We start from the raw sequence: 22589 nt of genomic DNA, 5'->3' as shown, positions 1-22589 counted from the left end.
CGGATATTCACAGGTTCAGCGCCGGGCACTGCTGTCGTATGATGCTATGATGTCCGTCGAACAGGCCTGCAAACGGAGCCGGGGATACGATGATATTGACAATCTGGCGACACGGAACCGCGGAGTATGCCAGCAATGATCGCCTGCGAGAATTGACGACAGGGGGGCGCGAGGACCTCGGGTTCGGCAGCGCTCAGTTTCGCCAGGCCTGTCTGCTGCGCAATATAGTGCCTGTGACTGCTTTGCTGCACAGCCCGTGGGTACGGACCACGCAGACGGCACAAATTATCGCGATTGCACTTCACACGCCAACAATCGTTTCCGCAGACGCGCTGCGACCCGGGGGCACTCTGGCCGGAGTCGACACGCTCTTGTCCAGCCACATGAAGAGCGATATACAGCAACATATCGTCCTCGTCTCCCATCAACCTATGGTGTCGAATCTAGTGGACAGCTACCTCGGTGAAGCAGGCACCGTGCCATCGCTTCCTCCGGGTGGCTTGGTGTCTCTGTCGCTGGATGTGGTGGCGGCGGGCTGCGCGAGGCTGCTGTTCTGGGCGTTTCCGCCCGAATATGAAGTGGGTATGTAATGCCGGAGCAAGCAATTCAACGTCAACCGAAGCCACTGCAATGGCAGGTAAACCAATTACAACTAGCGGGATTATCCTGGGGTGAACAAGGCGAGAAACCGCTGCTTGCGCTCCACGGATGGTTGGATAATGCAGCGAGTTTCACGTTTTTGGCGCCGCTGCTGACAGGTTACCATGTCGTTGCACTGGACCTGACCGGACATGGCCAAAGTGACCGGCGCTCCGCGGATGCCAGTTATCAGATTTGGGATGATCTGCCGGAAATCCTCGGTGTGGTCGATGCCCTGGGCTGGGAAACGTTTGACCTCGTCGGGCATTCCCGTGGAGCCATTATTTCGACGTTGCTGGCCAGCGCGTTTCCACAGCGAATCCATCGTCTTGTGCTGCTCGACGCGGTTGTGCCAGCGGCCATTGCCGAGAGCGAATTTCCGGCGCAAATACGCAGGGCGTTGGAAGACAAAGCGCGCTTGCTGAGCCGCGCCAATCGGGTGTTCTCCAGCGCTGAGGATGCTATTGCTCCGAGGATGGAACGCGGCTTGTCAGCGGCTGCTGCCAGGGTGCTGGTGGAGCGCAATCTGTGTGAGTGTCCAGAGGGTTTGACCTGGACCACTGATCCAAGACTGCACGGTGCTTCCGCCGTCAAGCTCAGTGAAGCGCACCTGCAGGCAGTGTTAGCAGCGCTGGATATGCCGACTTTACTACTGCTGGCGCACAACGCCGGGAATGCCCGCACATTAGCGGATTACGCAGAGCGACATATTACATACCTGACGCTGGACACTATCGAAGGGGGGCACCATTTTCATATGGAAGACAAGGCAACTGAGGTAGCGCAACGCATGCATCAATTTTTCTCATCGCCCGCAGAGTGTGAACCCGCATGATGCTCAGTTATCGCGCCATAGTGCTGTACTGTACCGGGCTGTTTGCCAGTCTTTTGTTTAGCACAGCTGTTACCGCGCAGCCGCCCGATCTAGCGGCACTGCTGCAGGAGGTTGACGCCTACCCACATACACAGCAGATCGAATTCTCGCAGCGCAAGGTCATCGATTACGAGGTTGGGCTGGGAGCTATACAGAAGATTCGCGGCGAGTGGCACTTCAAGGACAGCGAGCGACTCAGTGGTACATTAATCAGCTATACCTGGTTGCTGGACACGGGATTTAGCGCTGCCGAGTTGATGGCGCAGCTGTTGGACTCGGTAGCAAACATCAATGGTGCCAGTGAGTTGTTTGCCTGCGAGGGCAGGGCCTGCGGCCGGGCAGTGCAATGGGCGAATCGTGTGTTCAAGCAACGCGTTTTGTTCGGTAGGGAAGATTTGCAGCGCTACCGGGTGTACAGCTTCGAGGGAGCACCGCAAGCCCGTCTTCTTACCTATAGCGCTGAACGCACCGCAGACCGCCAATACCTGCACGTGGAGTGGCTGGTGATGTCACCCTAGCGTGTAGACGTAACTGTGTAGCGAGGGCGGAATTTACATCTGTAGCAGGGACAGAAACTCTTCTCGCGTTTTGTGTTCGCTGCGGAATGTGCCCAGCATTGAGGACGTTTTCATCAGCGAATTCTGCTTTTCCACGCCGCGCATCATCATACACATATGCTGTGCTTCGATAATGACGCCCACACCTTCAGCGTTAGTTACTTCCATGACTGTTTCTGCAATTTGTGCTGTCAGCGCCTCCTGAATCTGCAGGCGCCTTGCGAATACGTCAACGATGCGAGCGACCTTGGATAAACCGAGCACCTTGCCTGTTGGGATATAGGCCACATGGCACTTGCCAATAAAGGGGAGTACATGGTGTTCGCAGAGTGAGTACAGCTCAATATCCTGTACCAGAATCATCTCGCTGGAGGCGGATGGGAAGAGTGCGTCGTTGACGACTTCGTCGACCGACTGACTGTAGCCCTGTGTTAAAAATGCAAAGGCTTTGGCGGCGCGCTTGGGCGTATCCACCAGGCCGGGCCGACTCAGGTCTTCGCCTATCGATTCAATTATTTTTGCCCAGTGATCTTCCAACAGATTGTCTCCACAGTGGTCGCGAGAAGGGGACTGATAGTAGCAACCCGCCTACAGCAAGGCAATTCTGATGCGTGGCGGTCATTTCAGATAACAGCCTGTAAAGAATCGGTTACACTTGCGCGATGAATCAAGATAAACACAGAGATAATCGACCCACGACAGTCGGTGAAGCCCTGCAGTACTGCAGTGACGCCTTGCAACGTGGTGAGGTTTTTTTCGGGCACGGAACCGATAATGCGTGGGATGAAGCCGTGGAAATGGTGCTATACGCCGCCGATTTGCCAGCGGACAGCAGTGACGCCGTGCTGCCACAGCGGCTTGACGATACTGTTGTCAGCCGCTTGTTATCACTGCTGGATCGGCGCGTCACCGAGCAGCTTCCCCTGCCTTACCTGACGGGGCGAGCCTGGTTTGCCGGGCTGCAGTTTCACTGCGACCAGCGCGCGATTATTCCCCGTTCCCCGATTGCCGAACTCATCGCCGGTGAATTCCAGCCCTGGTATGGCGGTCCTGCGCCAACACGTATACTGGACCTGTGCTGTGGGGGAGGCTGTATTGGATTGGCGGTGGCACACTACTTTCCCGACGTCCATGTAGACCTGCTCGATCTGGATGCTGATGCATTGGCGTTGGCGCGAGAAAATGCCGCACTGTTGGGCGTGGAGGATCGTGTCAGTATCTGCCAGTCCGACCTGTTTGACGCGCTGGGTGATGTTCGCTATGACCTTATCCTGAGCAATCCACCCTATGTCGATGCAGCGGATCTGGCCAGTATGCCGGCCGAGTACCACCACGAGCCCGAACTCGCACTCGGTTCAGGCGCGGACGGACTGGATCTGACGCGGCGTATATTGCGCTCAGCAGGCCGCTACCTCCGGGATAGCGGCCTGCTGATTGTCGAGGTGGGCAATAGCTGGCCAGCGCTGGAAGAGACCTATCCCAAGGTACCTTTCACCTGGATTGAGTTCGAGCACGGCGGGGAAGGTGTTTTTGCGTTAACAGCTGATGAGTTGCGAGATTTCAGGGCAAGTGAGCGCGAATAGGCCTATAATACGCCGCTTTATCGGAATGGTAGTCGGGAACAGCAGATATTATGGCGGGTAATTCGATTGGGAAACTCTTCACGGTGACCAGTTTCGGGGAGAGTCACGGTCCGGCGCTGGGCTGTATTATTGACGGCTGCCCGCCGGGGTTGCCGCTGGATGCCGCCGATTTGCAGCGTGACCTCGATCGGCGTAAGCCCGGTACATCGAGGTTTACCACGCAGCGGCGCGAGGCCGACGAAGTCCGTATTCTCTCAGGCGTGTTCGAGGGGCTAACCACAGGAACGCCGATCGGCCTGCTGATAGAAAACACCGATCAGCGCTCCAAGGATTACTCCAATATCAAGGATACCTTCCGTCCCGCTCACGCCGATTATACCTACAACCAAAAGTACGGTTTCAGGGATTATCGCGGTGGCGGTCGCTCCTCTGCGCGTGAGACGGCGATGCGGGTTGCCGCCGGCGCAGTAGCCAAGAAATACCTGTCATCGCGTTACGGCATCGACATTCGCGGCTACCTCGCGCAGCTGGGGCCTATCAGCGTCAAGCAGGTTGATTGGTCGGTGGTTGAGTCAAATCCCTTCTTTTGCCCAGACCCGGACAAACTGGCCGATATGGAGGCCTTTATGGCGGCACTGATCAAAAGTGGTGATTCCATCGGCGCGCGCATCAATGTCGTCGCCAGTGGTGTGATGCCGGGCCTCGGTGAACCGGTGTTCGACAGGCTGGATGCCGACATCGCCAGTGCCATGATGGGGATTAACGCCGTCAAAGGGGTCGAAATTGGCGCGGGGTTTGATGCGGTGGAACAGCACGGCAGCGAACACCGGGATCTATTGACCCCTGAGGGATTCATCGGCAACAACGCCGGTGGTGTGCTCGGTGGCATCAGCAGCGGACAAGACATTACTGTGAGCCTGGCGCTCAAGCCCACTTCCAGTATACGCCAACCCGGAGCCAGTATTAATGTCAGCGGAGAGGCTATAGAGATGGCTACGCACGGTCGTCACGACCCCTGTGTGGGCATTCGCGCAACACCGATCGCCGAGGCGATGCTGGCGATTGTACTCATGGATCATGTGCTGCGTCATCGCGCCCAGAATATGGACGTGCAGTGCGATACGCCGGTTCTTCCCGCCTCAAAGCCGGGTGGCAATGCCCCCTGAAATGCGAATTGCGCGATGAGTAAGGCCAGCCGACGATTTTATCGTACCTTGCTGCTCGGGCTGGTCGCGCTGGGCACTCTGGTCTGGGCGGCTGTCGACCAATTCGGTATAGCCCGAGAGGTCATGCTCGATCTGCTGTTCGGCACGCTCATGATTGCCGTGGGTATCATCGTTTTGGCCGCACTGGGCGTGGGATCCTGGCTAGGGATACGCAAACTGCTCGGGCGCGGCGATGACAGCCAGACCTAGGGCAGGCAAGTACTACGCCAGATCAATCTCCAGTGTCATATTGTCGGCGATCTCGTCCAGGCTGGCTTGCAGGTCATCCATATTGGTCTCTTCCGGAATCCACGCTGCGATGCGGGCATCAAAGATCGGCTCGGCACTCATAGGCGCGCTCTGTACATTGGTATCCAACTCCAGCACATTGATATTGCGCTGTGCCAGTGCCGCAGAGACTTCCCGCACAATGCCGCGGCGGTCCGGCCCGATTACCGTCAGCGTGATGTCACGTCCTGCGGTGGGCGGTGCACTTTCGGGCGTCGCACTCGTGTCCATCGGGGTAACGCGGACGCTGATACCGCTGGCGGCCAGTGTGGCGAGGTCTGCTTCCAGCGCCGGTCCGCCATCCTGTGGCAGGGACACCAGAATAAGGCCGGCGAATTTTCCACCGAGTTGCGAGAGCTTACTTTCATGCCAGTTACCCTGGTTTTTCTCAATGATGGCAGAGAGTTTTTCCACCAGCCCGGGTCGGTCGTCACCGATGAAAGTAACGATAAAAGAAGTTTGCACAGTTTTGACTCCACATTCGTTGGCACAGACCGTATATTAGCGCGCTAACGCCGCCACCAGAAGGAGAACAGCAAGATCATGGCAGATTTTGTGCTGGTTCCACCGCAACGTTTACAAGCCGAAGTGCTGCAGGCGCTACTGGAGGAGTTTGCCTCCCGCGATGGCACAGATTACGGCGAGCGGGAGACGCCACTTGCACAAAAGGTCGAGCAACTTTGTAGCCAGCTACTCAGCGCTGACCTGCAGCTTCTCTATGATGCGGACAGCGAGCAGTGGGACCTGCTGCCGCGCGCGCAGGCAGAAGTGTTGCTCAACAGCTGATAAAATCCCCCGATGATTGATAAACCTGATCACATTCTCGATGCCACCGGGCTGTATTGTCCTGAACCGGTGATGTTATTACACAACCGTATTCGCGACATCGCGGTCGGGGAAACCTTACAGGTGCTGGCGACAGACCCATCTACCCAGCGCGATATCCCCAAGTTCTGTGTTTTTCTGGGCCATGAGTTACTGCAGCATGACGAGCTCGAAGGGCAGTATCGCTATCTGCTGCGGAAACAGGAATCGGCGTAGTGGGCTCGATTGAGCGCGTCAGCGCAATTGCTGAGGAGCCGTTCCTGTCTAAACGCCTGGAGCATGTGTTCAATGCCTGTTTTAGTCGCGAATACAATACCCGCCTGTGCGGTGGTGCCGATGAACCGATCTATCAGCCGGCAAGCGGTGCCGTTGACTACAGCAGGCTTTTCTATCGGCATGACTATTTCGCCAGTGCTTTGCACGAGGTCTCGCACTGGTGCATTGCCGGTGAGCAGCGCAGGCGTGAGCTTGATTTCGGATACTGGTATGCCCCTGAGGGGCGCGGTGTTGAAGAGCAACAGGCCTTTGAGGCGGTTGAGCGCAAACCGCAGGCGCTGGAATGGTATTTCTCCCAAGCCTGCAACTACCGCTTCCGGGTCAGTGCCGACAATATCGATCTGACTAACGCCGGCACACACGATGTGAGCGCCTTTGAACAGGCGGTACTGGAGCAGGCACTCAGTTGGCAGCGAGAGGGCCTGCCGCCCAGGGCTGATGTGTTTTATCGCGCGTTATGTGTTGAATTCGGAACCAGTGTGCCCGCTTCGCAACTGCACTTCACAATGGCAGTACAGCGATGAGGCGCGACGATGCAGCGTGCTTTCCCCGGTGAACCTCTCAGTACTGGCGGATGAGAACATTCCCGCAGTGGAAGAATACTTCGGGCCGCACGCGCGCGTTCGGCGTATCAATGGCCGCGCCGTGGCTCGCACGGATCTCAACGGCGTGGATATTTTGTTGGTGCGATCGGTCACCCGTGTCGATAAAGCGCTGCTGCATGAATCAGCGATAAAATTCGTCGGCACTGCGACCAGTGGCTTTGATCATATCGACCGTGACTACCTCGCGCGTCGGGGTATCGGGTTCGCCCACGCCCCGGGCTCCAATGCCAATTCGGTCGTTGAGTATGTATTGGCAGCCATCGCGGCCACTGGCGAGAAGTTGGAGCAAGTGTTGGCGGGCGGGACACTTGGCATCGTCGGCTATGGTGTGATTGGAAAGGCCGTTGCCGCGCGCTTTACTGCGCTGGGAGTGCGATGTCGCATATGCGACCCCTGGCTTGAGCAGAGCACCATCCCCAATGCGTGCGAGCTGGATACGGTACTGGATTGCGATGTGGTGACGCTGCACGCGCAGCTGACCAACGACGCACCCTGGCCCAGCCATCACTTGCTGGGAAGCAGTGAGCTGCAGAAACTGCGTGCAGGTGCCCTGTTGATCAATGCCAGTCGGGGTTCGGTCATTGATAATGCGGCGTTGGCAGATTTTTTACGGGTACAGCCCGAGACGCTTGTTGTAATGGATGTGTGGGAGAACGAACCCGAGCCTTGTGCTGCCCTGCTTGAACAGGTGACGCTCGGTTCCGCGCATATCGCCGGATACAGTTGGGATGGTAAATTACAGGCCACCCGCATGTTAAGTGACGCTGCGGCCCGCTTCCTGCATTTACCGCAGGGGGATCAGGGCGCTCAGGCGGTCGATGTGGCGCCCATAGACGTAACCGGTGATCTGTCGCAGGCGAACCTGCTGCGTTTTTTGATACAAGCGCGCTACGAGATTCTGCGCGATGACAGCTTGTTGCGCGAGGTAGTGGCACGTTCGCAGCACCAACCGGACGGTGGGGCCGGGTTTGATTTGCTGCGTAAGACCTATCGCAAACGCCGTGAACTGGCGGGTTCCCCGATACGGGGTTTGCGTTCGCCACAACATATTGCTCTGGCGCGTGCGCTCGGCTGTGTCATTGAAAGAGAGAGCGAGTAGTTATGAGCATCGGGCAAGCTGCACTGCATATCGGTTTACTGATTAATCCACTAGCCGGGTTGGGTGGCAGCCTGGCCCTAAAAGGGAGTGATGGCCCCGAGATGCGTGAACGCATCGCACAGATGCCCCGGCAAAGCCGCAATCGGGCGTTGCAGCGGGCAGTGCGCGCTCTGCAATTGCTGGAAGGTGCTCCCTATACAGTGCGGTTTAGCTGCTGGGCCGGCGACATGGGGGAGCGCGCACTGGAGGGTCTCGATTTTGAATGCCAGGTATTGGGTACGGCGGCTGGCGAACTCACCAGCGCCAGCGACACCCGTGAGGCCGCCTCGAGCCTGTATGCTGCCGGTGTCGATCTCATCCTCTTCGCCGGCGGTGATGGCACCGCCCGCGATATCTTCGACGTTATCGGAACTCGCTGTCCGGTGCTGGGCATCCCCGCTGGCGTCAAGATGCACTCGGCAGTTTTTGCCGTCTCACCGGAAGCTGCAGGGGAATTGCTGCAACGCCTGGCGGAAGGTGGGATGGTCGGGGTGCATACGCAGGAGGTGCGCGACATCGACGAACAGGCTTTCCGGCGCGGTCAGGTGCGCAGTCGCTTCTACGGCGAGATGATGGTGCCCAGTGAAGGTCACTACCTGCAGCACACCAAGGTCGGTGGGCGTGAGGACCCCGATCTCGCTATCGCTGACATTGCGGCGTGGCAGGCGGAAATCATGCAGCCGGATGTGACCTATTTGGTAGGACCGGGCTCTACCACAGCGGCGATAATGGCTGAGCTGGGGCTGCCGAATACACTGCTCGGCGTGGATGTGATTTGCGGTGGAAATGTGTTGGCGAATGACGCTGATGAAACGCGGCTGTTGCAGTTGCTGGGTGAAGCATCTGGTCCGGCAGAGCTGATTGCCACCGCTATCGGTGGCCAGGGGCATCTATTCGGGCGCGGAAACCAGCAATTTTCACCCGCAGTGATTCGTCTGGTGGGACTGGAAAATATTACGGTAGTGGCGGCCAAATCGAAAATTACTGCGCTGGAGGGCCGCCCTTTACTGGTGGATACCAATGATGCTGAACTGGATCAGGCGCTCTGCGGTTACCGCATGATCAATACCGGCTACGATGATCACCTGTTGTACCGCGTCAGCGCGGTTTAGCGCAGACAGATTCCTCGCAGCGCTGCAGCGTGTGAAATGCTGTAATTGTCGGGGACTAGCCTAGCTCGTAGTCTGTAGCGGCCTGCTGGTGTACGCTAGTGATAAACGTTTAGACAGTGAGAGTACGACTATGCATGATGACGAAGTCTGGCGCGGTAAATTGACGCCCGAGGAATTCCACGTCTGCCGCGAGAAGGGGACGGAGCGTGCGTTCACAGGAGAGTACTGGGATTGCAAGGAGGAAGGGGTCTACAACTGCCGGTGCTGTGGTGAGCCCTTGTTCCTGTCAGACAGCAAATATGATTCGGGCTGTGGCTGGCCCAGCTTTTTCCAGCCGGCGGACACTGATGGTATTGAGGAGGAGCGAGATACTACCCACGGAATGATACGTACTGAGGTGATGTGCAAAGCCTGCGGCGCTCACCTCGGCCACGTTTTTGAAGACGGACCGGCGCCTACCGGATTGCGATATTGTATTAATAGCCTGTCGGTGAAGTTGGAGCCCAAGGCTAACAAGGATTAGCGGAAACCGGGTCTGAACTGGCGAGGCTGCGCGTCCCGGACTGCGCGTCCCGGACTGCGCGTCCCGCAACAACCTTGTCAAGGTTGCTTGTCCGGAGTAGTAGCATAGTAATCGTATAGAAGCATACATTGGAGCGGGAAACCGGGTTCGAACCGGCGACCTCAACCTTGGCAAGGTTGCGCTCTACCAACTGAGCTATTCCCGCACACAAAAGCGTTTATCCACCGCCGTGGTCGCCGGAACCGACGAGGCTAGGCGCCCCCCCTCAACCTTGGCAAGGTTGCGCTCTACCAACTGAGCTATTCCCGCGAATCTGGCACTTGATGAATGGCGTCCCCTAGGGGGTTCGAACCCCTGTTACCGCCGTGAAAGGGCAGTGTCCTAGGCCACTAGACGAAGGGGACGCAATGCTCTTCATCAAGAGGCGCGCATTGTATGGAGACAGGGCGTTTGCGTCAAGCCCAACGGGACGCAAAATCGGGTGTATTTCACTGCAAGTTCAGCAGCTTAGCTCTGGCGTCGTTGAAATTGAAGGTCTCGCCACGGCTGGCGGCGGCCAGACGCAGCTCTTCCAGTTGCTGGTGTTGCTCGATTTCCTCGTCCGCCATGTAGTGTAGGCAGTCTCCGCCCAGAAACCATAGCAACTGTCTGGGAAAGGTCGGGGCAAACTCCGGGTAGGTATCGAACAGGCGTGCCACCAGCGCCGGGCCACGCTCGTACAGTTCGGCATTGTTGTCGGTCAACGCCGAGAAGCGGCCGGCCAGTTCACGCAGCGGGTGATCGTCTGGCAACTGAGCGGTTCTTGTCGTCAGCTCGCCGGAAAATTCGGCCAGCATAGCGCGACAGTGATCGAGGTATTGTTGGTCATTCATGGCTAATGTCGTCTACCTGGCAAAATACGGGTACAATTGCGCGCCTGTCCACTGAAGCGAACTGCCTGCCGACAATGATACCAGCACTGACAATCGAAAACCTCAGCAAGGTCTACGACAACGGTTTTGAGGCCCTCAAGGGCATCAGCTTTCAAGTGGAGCAGGGTGATTTCTTCGCGCTGCTCGGTCCTAATGGTGCCGGGAAATCCACCACCATCGGGATCATTTGTTCGCTGGTGGCCAAATCGGGCGGCCGCGTGCGTATTTTCGATGTCGATATCGATGACAATTTTCCCGCTGCCAAACGGCATATCGGTATTGTGCCGCAGGAATTCAATTTCAATCAGTTTGAGAAAGCACTGGACATCGTCGTCAACCAGGCGGGGTATTATGGTCTGCCGCCAGCGTTGGCCCGGGAGCGAGCCGAAAAGTATTTGCGCGAACTCGGAATATGGGACCAGCGCGATGTGCCGGCGCGCATGCTGTCGGGGGGCATGAAGCGGCGCTTGATGATCGCGCGCTCACTGATTCACGAGCCCCGTCTACTTATTCTCGATGAGCCTAGCGCAGGAGTCGATATTGAGATGCGGCGGTCGATGTGGACGTTCCTGAAGCGGATAAACGAACAGGGAACGACAATCATTCTGACCACGCATTATCTGGAGGAGGCCGAAGCGCTGTGTCGACACATCGCTATTATTAACCACGGAAACATTGTTGAAAATACCTCCATCAAATCCCTGTTGCGCCAACTCAGCCGGGAAGTGTTTATTCTCGATTGTGTTGAGGAATTACCCGAGGAGGTTGCGATAGACGGCTTTATTGTGCGCCGGGTCGACAATCACTCACTGGAGGTCGAAGTGCAAAAGGGGCAACATTTGAACGCCGTTTTTTCAGCGCTGGAAGCAGAGGATATTCATGTCAGCAGTATGCGGAATCGCGCCAATCGGCTCGAGGAAATGTTTGTGAATCTGGTCGAGGGTGCAGCATGAGTATGCGTGAGCAATGGGTAGCGTTCATGACTATCCTGCGGAAGGAGATCAAGCGCTACCTCCGTATCTGGACCCAGACCTTGCTGCCGTCTGCAATCACCATGTCGTTGTATTTCGTTATTTTTGGTTCACTGATCGGCTCGCGTATCGGTGAGATGGGCGGCTTTACCTATATGGAATTTGTCGTGCCCGGCCTGATCATGATGGCGATTGTGACAAACTCCTATGCCAATGTGGTGTCGTCCTTTTTTGGCTCAAAGTTCAGTCACGCAGTTGAAGAGCTCTTGGTATCGCCCGTTTCCAACGTCGTGATCCTGATGGGTTATGTCGTTGGCGGGGTCACTCGCGGGTTGCTGGTGGCTGTGGTCGTGACAATGGTTTCGCTGTTTTTCACCCGGCTGCAGATTCACAGCTATTTTATCGTGATCACTGTGGTGCTGATGACATCGACACTGTTTTCGCTGGCCGGCTTTATCAATGCGGTGTACGCCAACAGCTTCGATGATATCTCCATCGTGCCGACCTTTGTGCTGACGCCGCTGATCTATCTGGGCGGCGTGTTCTACTCTATGGATCTGCTGCCCGAATTCTGGGCCAATGTGTCCCGACTGAACCCGCTGGTATACGTTGTAAATGCGTTTCGCTACGGTGTTCTGGGTGTTTCCGATGTCAGCCTGACGGTAGCTTTCGGCATGATTATGTTTTTCACTGCACTGGCCTTTGGCTTCAGCATGCATCTGCTCAACTCCGGCAAACGACTCAGGCAGTAGGGTGTCGTGAACCACAGTGATAGCGGAATGTTACTCGGTCAGCATACGCCGGTCGTTCAGCGGTACTCGCCACAGTTACTTCACCCCATCCCACGTATCACCGCGCGACGGGATCTCGGTCTGAACGAGCAACTGCCGTTTTATGGTGTTGACCAATGGCACGCCTACGAGATGTCGTGGTTGGATGATGGCGGCAAGCCGGTGGTGAGAGTCGGGCGGTTTCAGGTGCCGGCTAATTCACCGAATATTGTCGAGTCCAAATCGTTCAAGTTGTACCTGAATTCACTGAACAGCACGCGGTTTGCCAGTGATGAAGTGGCGCAGTCCACCATTGTGGCCGATGTCAGCGCGGTGGCGGGGGCCGATGTGACGTTGTCGCTGTTCCACGTTGGTGACCCCGCGCTGGCGGGTGCGCCACTCAGTGGGGATTTGCTGGACGATCAACCACTCGCGCCGTGGGAGGGTGAGCCACAGGCTGCACAATTGCAGTTGCAGTCCGGATTACTGGTAGAGGAAGCCGTCTACAGTCATTTGCTGCGCTCGTTGTGTCCTGTTACCGGGCAGCCGGATTGGGCGACTGTGTGGCTGCATTACCGAGGTTTCGAGATTAAGCGTAGTTCCCTGCTGCAGTACATTGTCGCCTACCGTCAGCATCAGGAATTCCACGAGCAGTGCGTCGAGCGGATGTTCTGTGATATAAGTTCGAGGTGCGCTCCCGAATTCCTGCATATCCAAGCTTTCTATACGCGCCGTGGTGGTATGGATATTAATCCTTTTCGCAGTACGGACGCAAAAGCGCGCGCGTTTCCCAGACTTGATCGTCAGTAACGAGTCACGATAGGCTAGGGCCGCAATATACAATAAAATTGTCAACTGACAAAAAGGTGCAGAATAATTATGAAAACGCTGAATACGTGCCCGAGCCCACTGCAAAGATTCCTGCGACTAATTATTGGAACCACCCTGGCGGCCGCGCTTGCCGCTTGCTCCGGTGGAAACGGCAATAACTTAAATCTCACGACAGGACAGAGTGATGATGAAACGGATCAGCCGGTCGAGGATGTCAACCCATTCCAGGAACTGGTAGATCAGGGCGTTACGCGTTATCTGGGCGCCTATACGCCTATGCTCTCAGAGACCGAGGGCGATATCGTTTCCCACCGCTTCAGTGCCAGCGACGGCCCGATGTGTCTGCGCGGGGGCGAGTATGTGATGTCTACCCGCGATCAGGGATCTGAGGATCTGGTTATCTTTCTGCAGGGCGGTGGCGGCTGTTGGGATACCTTGTGCGCGGCAACAGAGACCGCTGGTGCTGGCATTCCCAAGGCCGGTATTCTCGACAATGATCTTCCCGGCAACCCTATTGCCGATATGAACATGGCTTATCTCCCTTACTGTGACGGCGGTGTCCATGCCTCTGACGCAGAGTATGATATTGACGGCAACGGCAGTATCGAGCCCGGTACCACCGATCAGTTCCACCATGGTTTACACAATATGTCAGCGGCACTGGATGTTACCGTCCAGGCGTTCCCGGCGCCGCGTCGCATCGTGCTGATGGGCGTCAGTGGCGGCGGCTTCGGTACTATTTTTGCCCTGCCACTGGTACGCACCCTTTATCCAGATGTCCCCATCGATGTTGTCAACGATTCCGGCGTCTCGGTGGGCAGGCCCAATGAGCCGGAGTTCTTCAAATCACTGCTGAGCTACTGGAATATTTCCGACTCCTTCCTGCCCGCCAGTTGTCCGCAGTGTATCGGCGATGACGGGCACGGTACTGGCGTGCATAACTGGGGTCTGGCACAGGACGAAAATCTGCGCATCAGCCTCCTCAGCCACAAACAGGATTCCACCATCGCCACATTTTTCTTCGGTGTAGGTGGCGCGGCCTGGGAGACAGAGTTGATCCGCGAAATGGGCGAAGTGGAAGCGGCCAGCCCGGATCGCGTGCGCAGTCTGATCGCTGATGGCAGCGACCATACCTTCCTTATCGCCAAGACGGCGGCAGAGGTGGACGGTATAACGGTACTGGATTGGGTGACAGCCATGTTGGATGACACTGCCGAGTGGACATCGCGTATCGATTAGCGGGTTCTTTAAAACGCGCCGTCAGGACTGGCAAGCTCACCATCTTGTGGTATGATGCGCGCCCTCATGGTGAGGTGGCCGAGTGGTCGAAGGCGCACGCCTGGAAAGTGTGTAACGGGTAACCGTTCGAGGGTTCAAATCCCTCCCTCACCGCCATATTTCTTACAACTTTTATCCACAACAACCACTGGGTGATTCCACCCGGTAATTCACCACGCCACTTCAACTTCCTTGATCTCCTGCTCATTATAAGCCGTCACAGCTGCCTTTCCTGAATCCCCGGATATCGATATTCGGGTAACCTTGTAATGATAGTCACCGCCAAGCTGCTCAGCGGCCAGTGATCTGGCCCTGTCAGCGTGTGGGCTATTCTTCATGCTTAATGTAATACCCACTATCCCAACCGCCAGAAAGGCGCCCGCGAAGTATGCAGATTTGGGTTTGCTTACGTTGCAGCCCGCCTTTTTCAGTATGTGCAGCGAAGCGGGCTTGGATAGTTGCAGGTATACCCATGCCAAGAAGGCTATAGATAATACCGCAATCAGGCTGGAACCAACTGTTTGCAGGGGATTGATCTGGAATTTTGTCAGGAGCAATCCGATGGGTGTCAGAAAAGGTGTAAAAAGAATCACGCCTGCAGATGCAATGAATATCATTGCGGATAACCAGCGGACTGCCTGCGCTGTTTTCACGCCGCCTTTCAAGAGAAATATGCCGGCAATTACGGCAAGAATGTTGAGGCTGGAAGAGTAGTTCAACCGGTTCATGACCGCGTAAATCATAACGCCGATATCGAGCAAGCCGACAGCAATCAGTGCAAACCCTGCTTTTCTAAAGGGGTTCAGTCCGTCCACACCGGAATTCCTTTCCTGCGTAGCAACCATACTGACGGCCTCGGAAAGCGCGATACGCCTCAAGTATAGCGACTACTCGTCCATGAGGCAGGGAGAATAAAACATCATTTCAGGCCAATGGGGCCCCAGAAGTCATAGCTGATTCAGAATGGGGCCTGCAGCACTTTTAATTCGAAATTCGCACTGGATGCGGCTACCAGTATGTTTCTCGCTATGCCTTGACTGTGTCCATGCATTTCGCCGATGATCAAAAAATAAAAGCAAAAAAGTTCTGTGACTAGAGGTAGGCTAAATGCCACGTTTAAAACAAGCTGGCCGCGAGGCGGGCAATCCGTACGCCAATGCAATTTTCGATATGCTATTTGGTGATCGTGACCCATTGACGGATCCGGGAACCGAGACAGGTACACCGGGCAATTGGTGGACCGTGTTTAATATTGTCCCCGATGCTTTCAACCACACTACCGATGGCTTTCGCTTTTATCGAGATCCCGCCCGCAAGATAGATCCACTGCTCAGGGAACTAGGGCAGATTCGGGCTGGTTATACGGTCGGGTCGCAGTTTGTCTTCTCCCAGCACTGCAAGGCCTGCCGAGATGTGGGCATGACGGAGGAGCAGATTGAGGCAATTCCCAACTGGTCCATCGCTACCTGTTTTGGCGCTGTTGAACGGGCGTTACTGGCCTATACCGATTGCCTGGTGCTAGAGCGCGGTCGAGTTCCACAGTCACTGTTTGATGAGCTTAAACAGTATTTGTCGGATGAAGAAATTCTGGAGTTCACCTACATCACCTGTACTTACATGATGCACGCTGTTATGAGCAAGGCGCTGCGCCTTGAATATGATGACAGGGATGATCCCTGTGTCGAAATTCCAGCAAGCCAGGACAACTCCACCGATGTAATGTCGATGGTCGATACGGACAAGTGATATCCAATACAGGAAACTGACAATGGGCTACCATCACCTCGCATTGGCGGCAAAAGATATGAAGGCTACTCACCATTTTTACGAAGACATTATGGGCTTCGAACTGGTGAAAGTTGAAGTCGCTCCAATTCCCGGCGGCGGCTGGGGCAAACATTTCTTCTACCGTATTGATGGCGATGACTCGAAGTTTATCGCGTTCTGGGAACTGCGGGATGTACCCGGTCAGGAAAACCATATTTATGATTTAAACGAAGCAGCCAATATGCCGGGTGGTACCAATCACTACTCTTTCAGCGTTGAGACAGTCGAGGAACTCGATGCCTGGAGGGGACGATGGCACGCGGCAGGACTGGAGGTATTGGAGATCGATCATAACTGGTGCCATTCTGTTTACACACAGGACCCGAATGGCAATACGGTAGAGTTTTGCCGGACGACAGGCGCCTTTGCAGAGGAAGATCGCGCTAGTGCATTGGCGATGCTGGACGAAACAGAATTCAAACCGTCACCGGCCCCGGCAAAAATTGAATTCTATCCGCCGGAAGTTGCCGACTAGCCCCTTCCGTCTACCGCCGCACACAAGAGCTGGCTGTGCAGTTGCTTCAGCCTGTTGACGTCGCGCATTGATTAGCCAGTCCTAAAGTTTGACGATTTATGCGATCACGGTTCTGCCGCAATCCGATGTCAGTATCTGCGGGGAGTACCCCCAGTACCGCTCGATATTGACGCCGTTCACTACCTCGTTAGGCGTTCCCGCGGCTACGGCTTGTCCCTGATCGAGCAGCACACATTGGTCTGCATAGCGCAGGGCGAGGTTGAGGTCGTGCAATATCGCCACAATGCAATAGTGCTGCGAGCGAGCGTACTCGCAGGCCAGCTCCATCAGCCTGTGCTGTTGCCCAAGGTCCTGTGCGGACGTTGGTTCGTCCAGAAGCAGGACCGGTTCCCGTTCCGCCTGACGCAATTGCACCAGTACCCTGGCGAGGTGTATGCGCTGCTGTTCACCGCCTGAGAGGGCAGGGTACTTGGTTTCGCTGAGGTGGGCACAGTTGGTTGCGCGCATCATGGCCTGTACGATTTGCCTGCCTTGGCGCCACCCCAGAGTCAGCGGTGTCAACCCGAGCGAAACCACTTCTTCAGCGCTGAAGCCAAAGTTCAGGTTATTCGACTGTGGCAGCACGCCGAGGTGGCGAGCTCGAGCCATCGAAGGCCAGTTTTCCAGCGGCCTGTCGTGCAACAACACCTTCCCACTGCTTGCTTCTTCCCCGCTCAATAGTTTTAGCAGGGTGGATTTGCCCGCGCCGTTAGTACCCAGTACCGCGTGGACTTCACCCGGCAAGGCCTGCCAGTGCGGAATATCCAGCGCGAAATCAGTCCCACGCTGTAACTGCAAGGCCTTTACTGTCAGCATTGCGTCATGCCCTCTGCCTTTGTTGTACCAGCAACAGTACGAAAAATGGGCCGCCCAGCAATGCCGTCAGTATCCCCACCGGAAGTTCAGCCGGTGCCAGTAATAGGCGTGCACCGATGTCAGCCACCAACAATAGCAGTCCGCCGCACAGTGCCGACAGCGGCAACAAGCTGTGGTGGCTGGGGCCCGCCAACATGCGGATGAAATGTGGTACAACCAATCCGACGAAGCCGATAATACCGGCGGCAGATACCGCCAGGCCCACGCCGAGCGCAACGAGCACTATGAGCTCACGCTTTAGTGCCTCCACATCAATACCGAGGTGGCGTGCCTCCGGTTCGCCCAATAGCAGTGTATTCAGTGCCGCTGCGTGCTTCTGAAGCCGCAGCGCTAACAGCGCAAATGCGGCAGCGGCTACCCACACACGGGTGCTGTCTGCTGATGCCAGCGAACCCATTTGCCACAGGCTGAGATCTCGCAGGCGGGTGTCGTCTGAGAGGTAGGTGACAAAGCCAATTAAAGCACCGGCCATGGCCGAGATCGCGATACCTGCCAGCAGCAGAATAAAGACCGAGGTACCATTCGCTCCCTGTGCCAATTTGTAGATGAGGAGGCTTGTTCCCAGGCCTGCGGCAAATGCGCCCAGTGGAACGGCCCACCAGCTTTGATCCGGAGTGGAGAGATAAATTGCTAACACAGCACCCACTGCCGCACCCGCCGAGACGCCGATAATACCTGGATCCGCCAGCGGATTACGGAATAAACCCTGCATTGCCGCGCCACTTTGGGCCAGAATCGCGCCAATTAGAATTGCCAGCAGCGTACGGGGTAGGCGCAGTTCCAGTATTACCGCGCGTTGGTAGTCTGCCAACTCAGCTGCACTGCGGCCGAACACGGCATCTGTCAGTGCCAGCAGGCTGTCACGCAGGGGGATCGTCATCGCGCCCTGTGTCAGAGACGTCAGCGCGACAACGAAAAGTAGCACGCCCAGGGTAACGGCACTGGATATAGACATTGCCCGCATACTCAGTTCGCCGATTTGCCCGCAATTGTCTGGGAGAGTGCGACGGCATCTGTCACCGCATTGGGACTGAGCCCCGCAACGAGATTGGCTGCGTTCACCGGCAGAATGCGTCCGGCTTTCGCTGCCTCGCCGTGCCGTACTATGCTATTGAGCTCTAACAGCCGTTGGGGTGTCGCCCCCTCGTGTCCCGCCACAAGAATGACCGTGGGGGCCAACTCCAGAATAGCTTCGGCCGATAGCGTGCGATAGGCATCGAAGTCGGCGATATTCGTTGCCCCCAGCAGTTTGATAAAGGCATCACCGGAGGTATCGTTCCCGGCAATTCGCATCTTGCCCGGCTCCACGGCGAGCACAAATGCAATGCGTTCTTCTGGCAGGGGGGAGCCTTCCAGCAGGGCTTTCTGTTGCTCTAACGCTGCCAGAGTGGGCTCAGCTTCTTCGGCGTCTCCCAATGCCTTGGCAATACTGGCGATATTTTGCTGTAACTCGGAGACGGTGTTGGCACTGGGTAATTGCACTACGGGGACACCCGCTGATTCCAGCGTTGTTAACACCTTGGGTGGGCCCAGGTGTTCAGAGCCGATGACCAGAGTCGGGTTGAGCCCTAGTAGCCCCTCAGCAGGCAGGGCACGGTGGTAGCCCACCACAGGCAATTCCCGGTATCCATCGGGCAATGTGCTGGTGACGTCCACGCCTACCAGGTCATCATCCATGTCCAACGCAAAGAGTATCTGGGTAACAGCGGCATCCGTGCTGACTATTCGGCTCTCGGACAGGGCAGGGAGGCTGAGTAAGCAAAGTACTGAACCTACCGTCAGTACCAGTGTTTTCACGCGTTGCATGGTGTTTGTTCTCCACTTCGCAGGATTGGCGTACAGGGATTCTGTATTGCTGGTGCGGCATCATATATCTCGCAAAACGTAAACACAATAAGAATCAATATCATTTACATTTAAGATTTTGGTTGTTAGAGTTCGCCTCCTTGAACGTGTAATACACCATGAGGGGAGAACACAGCGTGCGAAAATCGGGTGAAGGCTATGGCAGGGAAATCGTATTGGCATCTACCCTGATGCTGACGACAGTGGCTCCGGCGGGGTGGACAGAAGAATCGGAGGCAGTGGAAAAAAAGAAAACCATCGAAACGGTGATCGTCACAGCGACGCGTCTTGAAAAACCGCTCAGTGAGGTCGGGAGAAGCATTGCGGTTGTGGGGCGCGATGAGATTGAGAGTATTCAACCGCAATCTGTGCCACAGGTGCTGGCTTTTGAGCCGAATATCACTGTGTCAGGTGGTCCCCGGGCATCCACGCAGGCCGTTAATATCAGGGGCCTGCAGGGCAACAAGATACTTCAGACAGTAGATGGGGCGCGTCAGAGTTTTGAATCCGGTCACCGTCCGAGCTATTTCCTCGACCCGGAATTGTTGCGAAGTGTGGAAGCGGTTCGCGGCCCATCAAGTAGTCTCTGGGGTTCGGGTGCCGTTGGGGGGATGGTGGCACAGAACACGATTACAGCGGGAGATCTGCTGACCGACGAGGAAAACCTCGGTGGTTTTATCAAGACAGGGTACGATGACAACAACGACGGAAGCACTTCAACAGGGGCAATCGCCGGCGCATCCGGTTCAGTCAGTGGGCTTGTCAGCGCGTACTACCGCGACAGCGATGACATCCAACTGGGCAATGGCGACAAATTACTCGGGTCAGGCTCCGATTCACACGGTGGTATGGTCAAAGTTAACTGGGAGATGACCGACAAACAGGCCGTTGAGTTAATCTATCGGCATGCTGATTGGGACGGTTCGGTACCGACCAATGCCTCTGCGGAGATTGATGACAGCAGCAACTTCCTGATCGACCGTAAACAGACGACAGACAATGTAAACCTGGCTTACAGCTTTGACGGCGACTCCGACCTGCTGAACGTGGAGGCGCTGGCATATGCCAACCGCGTGGAGTTGGATGAAACTCGAAAGTCCGATGGTCGTGATGATTCCACCAAGCTGGATGTCATTGGTTTCAACCTCTCAAACCTCTCCGAGTTTGGCAAGCTACAACTGATGTACGGTGTCGACAGCTACCGTGAGAAATTCAACGCTGATCGGGGCGGGGATAACAGGCCGGTACCGCCGGATGCCGAGAGTACAGCCTGGGGCGCATACGTATTGGCGTCAATGCCACTGGCGACAGACTGGAATCTGGAACTGGGCGTACGCTATGACGATTTCGAAACGGATGCCAGCGATCTCAATTCCAACACCAGCGATAGCGCGACCTCGCCTTCTGCGGCCATTGTATGGGATGCATCTGACTGGTTGATGCTGAGTCTGCGATATGACCGTGCTTTCCGTGCGCCGGGTGCTGAGGAGTTGTACAGCACGGGTTATCATTTCTGTATTTCTCCGAGCTTCTGCAATCAATTCCAGCCAAACCCCGATCTCGAACCGGAAAAAGCGTCCAATATCGAGTTGAGCGCCAAAATGGCTTTTGCCGATATTGCGGGGGCCGATGTCATTCATGTTGAGATGTCGGCATTTGAAAACAAGGTAGATAACTTTATTGAGCAGATTGTGGTCGGGCCATTTTTCGTCCCGGTGATGGATGGCGGCTATACCACCTGGGTTAACGTCGATGAGGCCACCATAAAAGGCGGAGAAGTATCCGCCTCCTACGTGCGCGGTGGCTTGTCATTCAGAACGAGTTACGGCCTGGTGCGCGGTGAAGATGACAACACCAACGAGGACATTACCAATATCCCGGCGGATACGCTGAAGCTGGATCTCGCTTACAACTTCTCTGACTTCAACGTGGTGACCGGGGTGCGCTACACATACGCCGACAACCAGAATCGGACAAATTATGAAGAGAATACCAACGACACCAGCTACGACAGTTACGGCGTCACCGATCTGTATGCCAGTTGGACGCCCAAATTTATGTCTAATCTGCGTTTCGATCTGAACGTGAACAACCTTGAAGACAAGTATTACCGCAGGGCCTGGGAAGAGCTCTATGAAGCCGGTCGTGAAGTGATTGTCTCTGCGCGTTACCAATTTTAAGGGGGGATACCAATGACTGTAGAAGCAAAAGACGTTCTGGCAGGTAGTGAGGCAGAAGCTCTGCTACGCGCACTGGCGCAGTGGGGGCCGACGACAACCATCGTGCAACACGGCGGTTGCGTGTTCGAATTCAAGGGGCCTTTTCCCCCCGGCGCGGTCGGTGAGGGCTATTACAACCTCGCCGGTGCGACCCCGGGTTTTCATGGGCATATCCGCCTCGACGCCATCGAGCGAATCGCGTTTCAGGAACGGCAGCACCGCGGCCGCGACAGTTATGCCTTCGTGTTTGAGGATGCCGCACAAGCAGTGCTGTTCAAGGTGTTTCTCGGTCGCGACAGCGAGGGCCTGGTATTCCCCGACCAACTGGAAAAATTTCACGCCATTCGCGACGGATTGTCGGTAAACGTTATATAAGGATCAGATTGTGAAAAACAAAGCACTACAAACCCGCCTCAGTGATGAGGTTATGGAATTTATCCAATCGCGAAAAAGCCTGCATCTGGCAACGCTTGGTGCCGATGGTGCGCCTTTCGCCTCGTATGCACCATTTGCTATCGGCGAAGACTGCCTATATGTATTGCTCAGTGAGATCGCCACACACGGCTCCAACTTACAGTGCGATGCACGGGCATCTGTACTGGTGGCAGAAGACGAGGGTACGGCAGATGAACTGTTTGCCCGCATCCGTGTGAACTATTCGGTGCGGGCTGAGTTGCTGGAGTACAACTCAGATGAGTGGCGGGTCGCTCTGCAGTGCCTGACTGCGCGTCTGGGGCCGCGCCCTGCCAACCTTAGCAAGTTGGAGGATTTCAAGATGTTTCGGCTTGTGCCCCAAGGCGGGCGCTATGTGAAAGGGTTTGGTCGCGCCTACTCACTGGCGGGCGATACCCTGGCCGGTGAGATTCTCTCGCACCTGACAGATGGTCATAAACCCCGCACTCCAGCGTTGGGCAACGCCTGA

Annotated in this window: 28 protein-coding genes and 3 tRNA genes; 22 read left to right on the top strand and 9 right to left on the bottom strand. The window is 56.0% G+C overall.

From position 1 onward, the window contains the following. Positions 1–89: 89 nt before the first annotated feature. From AC0L6S_RS05870 to AC0L6S_RS05860, 3 genes are read left to right on the top strand one after another with little or no spacing between them, the layout of a single operon-like run. Positions 90–590 carry a SixA phosphatase family protein gene (locus AC0L6S_RS05870; protein WP_473427490.1) on the top strand — a complete coding sequence of 167 codons (501 nt, stop codon included), beginning with the start codon at positions 90–92 and terminating at the stop codon, positions 588–590. Then, complete coding sequence (locus AC0L6S_RS05865; RefSeq protein WP_473427489.1) at positions 590–1474, top strand: alpha/beta fold hydrolase; 885 nt, start codon at positions 590–592, stop codon at positions 1472–1474. The genes AC0L6S_RS05870 and AC0L6S_RS05865 overlap by 1 nt, the downstream gene beginning before the upstream one ends. Beyond that, entirely contained in the window at positions 1471–2031 is a 561-nt protein-coding gene (locus AC0L6S_RS05860; protein ID WP_473427488.1) for a DUF4892 domain-containing protein, read from the top strand. Before AC0L6S_RS05865 ends, AC0L6S_RS05860 begins: the two co-directional genes overlap by 4 nt. Before the next feature lie 33 nt (positions 2032–2064). Here AC0L6S_RS05860 and folE read toward each other — a convergent pair whose 3' ends face one another. Next, positions 2065–2607 carry a GTP cyclohydrolase I FolE gene (gene folE, locus AC0L6S_RS05855; RefSeq protein ID WP_473427487.1) on the bottom strand — a complete coding sequence of 181 codons (543 nt, stop codon included), beginning with the start codon at positions 2605–2607 and terminating at the stop codon, positions 2065–2067. Between the two features lie 125 nt (positions 2608–2732). On the opposite strand from folE, the gene prmB reads away from it, so the two are divergent. The 3 genes from prmB to AC0L6S_RS05840 are packed head-to-tail and all read left to right on the top strand — an operon-like array spanning position 2733 to position 5068. Beyond that, complete coding sequence (gene prmB, locus AC0L6S_RS05850; protein ID WP_473427486.1) at positions 2733–3653, top strand: 50S ribosomal protein L3 N(5)-glutamine methyltransferase; 921 nt, start codon at positions 2733–2735, stop codon at positions 3651–3653. Between the two features lie 50 nt (positions 3654–3703). Further along, the gene (aroC, locus tag AC0L6S_RS05845; RefSeq protein WP_473427485.1) at positions 3704–4819 is read left to right on the top strand and encodes a chorismate synthase; all 1116 of its coding nucleotides are present in this window, start codon (positions 3704–3706) and stop codon (positions 4817–4819) included. A gap of 15 nt (positions 4820–4834) precedes the next feature. After that, the gene (locus AC0L6S_RS05840; RefSeq protein WP_473427484.1) at positions 4835–5068 is read left to right on the top strand and encodes a hypothetical protein; all 234 of its coding nucleotides are present in this window, start codon (positions 4835–4837) and stop codon (positions 5066–5068) included. 12 nt (positions 5069–5080) lie between these two features. Here the strand turns inward: AC0L6S_RS05840 and AC0L6S_RS05835 are convergent, their stop codons facing one another. Next, complete coding sequence (locus AC0L6S_RS05835) at positions 5081–5611, bottom strand: glycine cleavage system transcriptional repressor (protein ID WP_473427483.1); 531 nt, start codon at positions 5609–5611, stop codon at positions 5081–5083. 78 nt (positions 5612–5689) lie between these two features. Between AC0L6S_RS05835 and AC0L6S_RS05830 the strand changes: the two genes are divergently transcribed. From AC0L6S_RS05830 to msrB, 6 genes are all read left to right on the top strand, one after another. Then, positions 5690–5932: a YheU family protein gene (locus tag AC0L6S_RS05830; protein WP_473427482.1), complete on the top strand. Its 243-nt coding sequence runs from the start codon at positions 5690–5692 to the stop codon at positions 5930–5932. A 12-nt stretch (positions 5933–5944) separates the two neighbouring features. Beyond that, positions 5945–6187, top strand: a complete 243-nt coding sequence (gene tusA, locus AC0L6S_RS05825) for a sulfurtransferase TusA (protein WP_473427481.1) — start codon at positions 5945–5947, stop codon at positions 6185–6187. Further along, complete coding sequence (locus tag AC0L6S_RS05820; protein ID WP_473427480.1) at positions 6187–6771, top strand: elongation factor P hydroxylase; 585 nt, start codon at positions 6187–6189, stop codon at positions 6769–6771. Before tusA ends, AC0L6S_RS05820 begins: the two co-directional genes overlap by 1 nt. A 28-nt stretch (positions 6772–6799) precedes the next feature. Continuing rightward, positions 6800–7951 carry a 4-phosphoerythronate dehydrogenase gene (locus tag AC0L6S_RS05815; RefSeq protein ID WP_473427479.1) on the top strand — a complete coding sequence of 384 codons (1152 nt, stop codon included), beginning with the start codon at positions 6800–6802 and terminating at the stop codon, positions 7949–7951. 2 nt (positions 7952–7953) lie between these two features. Beyond that, the gene (locus tag AC0L6S_RS05810) at positions 7954–9102 is read left to right on the top strand and encodes an ATP-NAD kinase family protein (protein ID WP_473427478.1); all 1149 of its coding nucleotides are present in this window, start codon (positions 7954–7956) and stop codon (positions 9100–9102) included. Positions 9103–9232: 130 nt separating this feature from the next. Further along, complete coding sequence (gene msrB / locus AC0L6S_RS05805; protein ID WP_473427477.1) at positions 9233–9625, top strand: peptide-methionine (R)-S-oxide reductase MsrB; 393 nt, start codon at positions 9233–9235, stop codon at positions 9623–9625. 129 nt (positions 9626–9754) lie between these two features. Here the strand turns inward: msrB and AC0L6S_RS05800 are convergent. From AC0L6S_RS05800 to AC0L6S_RS05790, 3 genes are all read right to left on the bottom strand, one after another. Next, positions 9755–9830: transfer RNA gene (locus AC0L6S_RS05800), tRNA-Gly, on the bottom strand. Between the two features lie 123 nt (positions 9831–9953). After that, positions 9954–10029 (bottom strand) — tRNA-Glu (locus AC0L6S_RS05795). Between the two features lie 84 nt (positions 10030–10113). After that, a complete protein-coding gene (locus tag AC0L6S_RS05790; protein ID WP_473427476.1) occupies positions 10114–10497 on the bottom strand; it encodes a PA2817 family protein in 384 nt (127 codons plus the stop codon). A 74-nt stretch (positions 10498–10571) separates the two neighbouring features. On the opposite strand from AC0L6S_RS05790, the gene AC0L6S_RS05785 reads away from it, so the two are divergent. The 5 genes from AC0L6S_RS05785 (at position 10572) to AC0L6S_RS05765 (ending at position 14503) form a co-directional block, all read left to right on the top strand. Then, positions 10572–11489: an ABC transporter ATP-binding protein gene (locus AC0L6S_RS05785; protein WP_473428553.1), complete on the top strand. Its 918-nt coding sequence runs from the start codon at positions 10572–10574 to the stop codon at positions 11487–11489. Further along, positions 11486–12259 carry an ABC transporter permease gene (locus tag AC0L6S_RS05780; protein ID WP_473427475.1) on the top strand — a complete coding sequence of 258 codons (774 nt, stop codon included), beginning with the start codon at positions 11486–11488 and terminating at the stop codon, positions 12257–12259. The genes AC0L6S_RS05785 and AC0L6S_RS05780 overlap by 4 nt, the downstream gene beginning before the upstream one ends. Positions 12260–12265: 6 nt before the next feature. Continuing rightward, positions 12266–13087, top strand: a complete 822-nt coding sequence (gene queF, locus AC0L6S_RS05775) for an NADPH-dependent 7-cyano-7-deazaguanine reductase QueF (RefSeq protein WP_473427474.1) — start codon at positions 12266–12268, stop codon at positions 13085–13087. Positions 13088–13156: 69 nt separating this feature from the next. Beyond that, positions 13157–14347, top strand: a complete 1191-nt coding sequence (locus AC0L6S_RS05770) for a pectin acetylesterase-family hydrolase (RefSeq protein WP_473427473.1) — start codon at positions 13157–13159, stop codon at positions 14345–14347. A 68-nt stretch (positions 14348–14415) separates the two neighbouring features. Then, positions 14416–14503 (top strand) — tRNA-Ser (locus AC0L6S_RS05765). Between the two features lie 53 nt (positions 14504–14556). On the opposite strand, the gene AC0L6S_RS05760 is transcribed toward AC0L6S_RS05765, so the two are convergent. After that, positions 14557–15201, bottom strand: coding sequence for a hypothetical protein (locus AC0L6S_RS05760; RefSeq protein ID WP_473427472.1), 645 nt, complete (start codon positions 15199–15201; stop codon positions 14557–14559). A 292-nt stretch (positions 15202–15493) separates the two neighbouring features. On the opposite strand from AC0L6S_RS05760, the gene AC0L6S_RS05755 reads away from it, so the two are divergent. Both AC0L6S_RS05755 and AC0L6S_RS05750 read left to right on the top strand, forming a co-directional pair. Continuing rightward, on the top strand, positions 15494–16132 hold the full coding sequence (locus AC0L6S_RS05755; protein WP_473427471.1) for a carboxymuconolactone decarboxylase family protein: 639 nt from the start codon (positions 15494–15496) through the stop codon (positions 16130–16132). Between the two features lie 22 nt (positions 16133–16154). Further along, a complete protein-coding gene (locus tag AC0L6S_RS05750; RefSeq protein ID WP_473427470.1) occupies positions 16155–16688 on the top strand; it encodes a VOC family protein in 534 nt (177 codons plus the stop codon). Positions 16689–16784: 96 nt separating this feature from the next. Here AC0L6S_RS05750 and AC0L6S_RS05745 read toward each other — a convergent pair whose 3' ends face one another. From AC0L6S_RS05745 to AC0L6S_RS05735, 3 genes are read right to left on the bottom strand one after another with little or no spacing between them, the layout of a single operon-like run. Beyond that, positions 16785–17543, bottom strand: coding sequence for a heme ABC transporter ATP-binding protein (locus tag AC0L6S_RS05745; protein ID WP_473427469.1), 759 nt, complete (start codon positions 17541–17543; stop codon positions 16785–16787). Between the two features lie 4 nt (positions 17544–17547). Continuing rightward, positions 17548–18558 carry a FecCD family ABC transporter permease gene (locus tag AC0L6S_RS05740; RefSeq protein ID WP_473427468.1) on the bottom strand — a complete coding sequence of 337 codons (1011 nt, stop codon included), beginning with the start codon at positions 18556–18558 and terminating at the stop codon, positions 17548–17550. An 11-nt stretch (positions 18559–18569) separates the two neighbouring features. Beyond that, positions 18570–19409 (bottom strand): heme/hemin ABC transporter substrate-binding protein, encoded by an 840-nt coding sequence (locus AC0L6S_RS05735; protein ID WP_473427467.1) that lies wholly within the window; start codon positions 19407–19409, stop codon positions 18570–18572. 176 nt (positions 19410–19585) lie between these two features. Here AC0L6S_RS05735 and AC0L6S_RS05730 point away from each other — a divergent pair, with 176 nt between their 5' ends. Genes AC0L6S_RS05730 through AC0L6S_RS05720 form a run of 3 tightly spaced genes read left to right on the top strand, consistent with a single transcriptional unit; the run spans position 19586 to position 22589 of the window. Further along, positions 19586–21628, top strand: a complete 2043-nt coding sequence (locus AC0L6S_RS05730) for a TonB-dependent hemoglobin/transferrin/lactoferrin family receptor (protein WP_473427466.1) — start codon at positions 19586–19588, stop codon at positions 21626–21628. A 12-nt stretch (positions 21629–21640) separates the two neighbouring features. After that, a complete protein-coding gene (hutX, locus tag AC0L6S_RS05725; protein WP_473427465.1) occupies positions 21641–22042 on the top strand; it encodes a heme utilization cystosolic carrier protein HutX in 402 nt (133 codons plus the stop codon). A 10-nt stretch (positions 22043–22052) separates the two neighbouring features. Continuing rightward, a complete protein-coding gene (locus tag AC0L6S_RS05720; protein WP_473427464.1) occupies positions 22053–22589 on the top strand; it encodes a HugZ family pyridoxamine 5'-phosphate oxidase in 537 nt (178 codons plus the stop codon).

Source organism: Halioglobus sp. D3-4 (assembly GCF_055809315.1).
This window is presented reverse-complemented; position numbering and strand designations above follow the sequence as displayed.